Genomic DNA, 4,641 nt, shown 5'->3' with positions numbered 1-4,641 from the left:
GTAATAGTTCTTGTTCAGAACTCGCTTCTGCAACTTGTAAAGCACCTCGAATTTGATTATCAAATTCGCCTTTCGCTTTACTAATTGCACTCGCTTTATCTTTGAGCGCGTACTCAATTTTTTTATATATGTCAGTTTGAAAGAGCTGGCCAAAAATTTCTTCACGCTCTTTAGAGCTAGCAAGCAACAGTTCTCGGAATTTTCCTTGAGGCAACACCATAACTTGACGAAATTGAGTTTCATTCAAGCCAATAATATTGTTAACTTCAGTTTTAACCTGAGTCGTCTTGCTGGTGATAAGCGTTTCAGTCTCACCGAGTTCATAAAGAGCCGCAGTGTGCTTTTTAATCGTCATCCCTTCACCACGGGCCTTGGGCGCTTCCTGCTCAGGGGATCGAACAACTCGGTATTGTTTGCCGTGTAACGAAAATTCGAGAACTACTTCGGTTGGTAAGTCTTGCGCGGATAAGTCACACCGCATCTGAATACCTTGTCGCTCATTACCTGTGGTTTCACCATAAAGGGCGAAGCAAATGGCATCTAAGATCGACGTTTTACCGGAACCTGTAGGACCATTAATCAAAAATAGAGGGTTACTGCCAAGCTTCTCAAAATGAATGATTTCAGTTTTTGCAAACGGACCAAAGGCTTGCATGGTTAGTTTAATTGGTTTCATCTTTGGTCCCTATTGCTGTGATAATTGCTTAATAATGTCAGTAACAGCTTGCTCTTGCTCTTTAGACAACTGGCTATCTTGCGCCTCAATAAAAAAATCTCGGAACATATCAATTTCGCTTCGCGCCAACTTTGCTTGCGCCATTTCCTGCTCTACCCCAATTAACATGCCAGGTTTCTCAAGGTGTAAAACGTTTGGATACACTGAACGAAGTTTTTCCATTGGGTTTAAAATCGCATGTTTATCCATCAAACGAACTAACAAATAATCTTCATTCTTGGGGTCTGTTTTCCCTTGCTCAATAACTTTATCCAGCTCGCCCTCTACAATACGCATTTCATGAGGAGCCGTAAGATCAATATGCTTTGCAGAAACGAATCCTTTCTTGTCCAGTTCAACTAACGTGAAACCTTTTCTCTGGTTCTGTTCACCAAAGCTATACTTCATGAGAGAGCCAGAGTAACGGATATGCTCTGCGCCTTTCTTTTGAGGCTGATGCAAATGACCAAGTGCGACGTAGTCAAAATCTAAGAAGTGTTCATGACTCACGCGATCAGAACCACCAATAGATAATGGTCGTTCAGAGTCTGACTCGATAGCCCCATCAACAAAACAGTGACTCACGAGCACGCGCTTTTGCTTAGAGATAAAGCGCTCTTTAATTTGCTCAACAAGCAATTGATGAGCCTCATCATGAGTGGATACCGAGGCTTTGTAGGCAAACCTGACCTGTTCAGGGTCGTTATAAGGCATACCATAAAACGCGACCTCGTCCGCAGAGTCCGTTTTTATGATGATGGGAGTGAGCATCTCTTCAAAGTTGCTAACAATATGGAGACCTGCATTTTTCATTTGCTCTGAGCCGAAACCTAACCTTTCTGCACCATCATGGTTGCCAGATATCAATATCATTGGTGTTTCTAACTCGGTACAAATGCGTTTCACGACTCGATTTAACAGTTCTATTGCAACCGTTGGTGGCACCGAACGGTCATAGATATCTCCCGCCACTACAACTGCATCGACGGGGTTGCGTTCAATATAGTTAATCAGTTGTTCGAGTACTGCTTGTTGATCTTCGAGTAGTGATACGTTGTGGAATTGTCGACCAAGATGCCAATCTGAGGTGTGGATAAACTTCATTCGAATTCACTTTCCGCCAATTCTATGAGTAGGCTTGCTTCTGTCAGAGTCCATGTACCGTTTATAAAAAGGAATGCGTCACGGGTGGGATCTCGAACAAGCCAAAACTCAAGTTATTTTATTTCGGTAAGGATATCTTGAGTCGAACAGCTTTTCATGTGGTTTGTGTTCTATGGCTGGCTATTTAATCAGAAAGCGAGAAGAACACTGTAAAAACGCGGTGAGCAAAGCTATTTTGAAAAGCAAGCTGCGCCTAGTCATTGTCCAAACATCATTAAAGGGCCAGTTTCGAGTCAATCCCCCATAACATTTGCATCACTAAAACCTCAGCTACTAGAAGGAAAAGCAATAGCCAGACCTATTCACTACGCCAATTGTATATTACTCCTACCGCATAGCCATCTGACTCGATGTCGGCTTGCAACACGTGAAAGTCTGGGCAGGGGCTGCTTCTTTGAAGCTCATCAATCACTAACGCTTTTAAAACGCCGCCACATGCACCCAATCCGCCAAGTTTGATATCAACAAATTGATACTGAGTTTGATCGGTCACCCACGGAGACAAGAATTGCATTGAGTTTAACCATTGCGGTTCTTCCTCATTAACGGATAAATACAATTGACTGAGTGGATGTTCACAACTTACTCCTAATTGCTTAAACACTTTGTCCACGGCGATGCGTTGTTGTTTGGCATCTAAATCAATTCGAACAACATCAGGCACAAGACCTGAATGTCGAAAAAAACACTTGGTTAAAATGATAGAGCTTTGAGGTTTGACATGCCCTTCTACATCACTCGTAACCTCTATAGCCAGTATCCAAGTCGCTTGCGTTTCATTAACTTCACGATTTATCCGATTTAGTGCCATCAAAAATGCAGCTTGGCCATAAGGATAAAAGTAAATTTCAGTATTGACAGTTTGGTCAACGAAAATAGAAAGCTCGCTTATCAATGCTTTAAGCAAACTTTTGTCCACCGAAGATGGTAAAAGAACACAGAGATTCTCCTTGATATCAGCTTGCTCAAGACTCTCGCGCTCAGAGCGCACGAGGCTTAATATATGCTCATCTATTGATTGAGCAAAGTCAGGGGGTCGGATTTCCTCGGACAATCTAAAAGAATCATCAGCTATCTCGCGAACGGTGTGTGAACGGCCATTAAAGGATAGAAGATGCGTTTGAAATGCGAGTGGCATCTAGCCTCCGATTAAAACCGTAGGCATACCAGATAGAATTTTGCCACCATGAGACGTTGAATCGCCGACTCTCGCGGCTGGTTTACCGTTGATTGTTACGCTAGAAGAACCTGCTGAGATACTATCCGGAGGACCGATACAAATAAGCTTGTCGCCTTGTCTTGCCGCAGGTATCCCGCCAATCGTTACGTTTGGTGAACCAACAACGACGGGACCACCGACATGCGGTATCTTTCCTGTTTTTTTAGGGCAAAGATGAAAGCTGCCCAAAATTGCGGCTGGTTTACCCACTTTAAATCACCTTAGTTCAATGAAATTTGCCCAGCTTTAAGAGCAATAGCTGAGCCGTTAATGGATATTTTATTACCTTTGATATTGATTTCTCCAGAGCTAGACATCTGAATAGAAGCACCACCTACTTTGATCTCGACGCTCTTTCCTGCATTAAAAGACAGTACTTCACCCGTTTCATTCGAAAAGTTTTTACCTACTTTCAAGCTCGCGTTCTGACCAACCTCTTGATTAACATCATTGGTCACTTTTTCGGTTTTACTGTTTTCAACGGCGATATCAACACAGTCTTCAACTAGCATTTGGAACAGTTTTTCAGCATGAAGATAAATGTGCTCTTCACCAGGCTTATCATCGAAGCGCAACTCATTAAAACTGGATGTACCTTTTTGTACAGAGCGTGATTTATAACCACTCTGAGAACTTTGCTCTGGTAAAGCGTAAGGAGGGAGTTGACTACCGTTATATAGTGACCCCGTAACGATTGGTTGATCAGGGTCTCCGTTAACAAACTCGACGATGACCTCTTGTCCGACTCTAGGGTGAAACACCGACCCCCATCCGTTACCTGCAATATTTTGCGCAACACGAATCCAACATGAACTATTTACATCGTATTTACCAACACGGTCCCAGTGAAACTGAACTTTGATACGGCCATGTTTGTCTATGTAAATTTCACCATCTTTGTTCCCCGTAACTACTGCGGTTTGCAAACCTTTCATCTGAGGTTTCGGGTAGTTAACTGAAGGACGCAGGATTGTCTTTGAGTCAACACAACTAAACGAGACTTTGACACCTTGCGCACCGGTCCCACCTTGACCAGTCTGGTTATAAACAGCAGCAGACAAAAAAACAGAAGACAGTACATATTCTTTGCCGACTCGAGATTTATCTTCATGCTTTTTAAACTTGAAGCACTTGCCCACACTGAATGTTCTGCACGTAGCCTCGCCACGACACAAATATGCATTTTGCTGTAGTGCTTCTATTGCATGCGTGTTTCTTAGTGCGTATTGATCATTGCTCTCCATTTCACCCATGTATTCAAAATACTCGCTTCCAGGTACTGTAAAAAAATCACTTTCACCCTTTGCAGTATTTTTAGGATTCGAAGAAGGCTTGAGCATGTTATAGCCTGACTTTTGACTCGCTTTAGTAGTCAGAATTTGCGTTTCATGCCAAGAAGAAATGTGGCTAGATTTCGCCGTACCTGTATCAAAATCGACTAAAAACTCAGTACCCGGCTTATAAAAACTGATGTCATCAAAAATATTGAGCGTATGGGCAGACTTAGTATGTGTAAAACAAAATGATAGCCCCTCTTCCGATA

Annotated in this window: 5 protein-coding genes; all 5 read right to left on the bottom strand. The window is 42.6% G+C overall.

Annotation, left to right across the window (positions count from 1 at the left end):
- The coding region (locus CAG68_RS10640) for an AAA family ATPase (RefSeq protein WP_161441125.1) at positions 1–676 on the bottom strand (676 nt) is incomplete at its 3' end.
- Positions 677–685: 9 nt separating this feature from the next.
- Positions 686–1,819, bottom strand: a complete 1,134-nt coding sequence (locus tag CAG68_RS10635) for an exonuclease SbcCD subunit D (RefSeq protein WP_005375971.1) — start codon at positions 1,817–1,819, stop codon at positions 686–688.
- A gap of 358 nt (positions 1,820–2,177) precedes the next feature.
- Complete coding sequence (locus CAG68_RS10630) at positions 2,178–3,017, bottom strand: hypothetical protein (RefSeq protein ID WP_017633638.1); 840 nt, start codon at positions 3,015–3,017, stop codon at positions 2,178–2,180.
- Positions 3,018–3,308, bottom strand: a complete 291-nt coding sequence (locus CAG68_RS10625; protein WP_005375969.1) for a PAAR domain-containing protein — start codon at positions 3,306–3,308, stop codon at positions 3,018–3,020. It abuts the gene before it with no gap.
- An 11-nt stretch (positions 3,309–3,319) separates the two neighbouring features.
- Positions 3,320–4,641 (bottom strand): type VI secretion system tip protein TssI/VgrG (tssI, locus tag CAG68_RS10620; protein ID WP_161441124.1); only part of this gene is annotated, 1,322 nt, incomplete at its 5' end.

The organism is Vibrio sp. V42_P2S4T144 (genome assembly GCF_009904715.1).
Taxonomy (GTDB): Bacteria; Pseudomonadota; Gammaproteobacteria; order Enterobacterales; family Vibrionaceae; genus Vibrio; species Vibrio alginolyticus.
This window is presented reverse-complemented; position numbering and strand designations above follow the sequence as displayed.

Excerpts from the sequence above, each read along its gene's own strand:
- CAG68_RS10635 (WP_005375971.1), bottom strand. The coding sequence starts at position 1,819 with ATGAAGTTTATCCACACCTCAGATTGGCATCTTGGTCGACAATTCCAC.
- CAG68_RS10630 (WP_017633638.1), bottom strand. The coding sequence starts at position 3,017 with ATGCCACTCGCATTTCAAACGCATCTTCTATCCTTTAATGGCCGTTCA.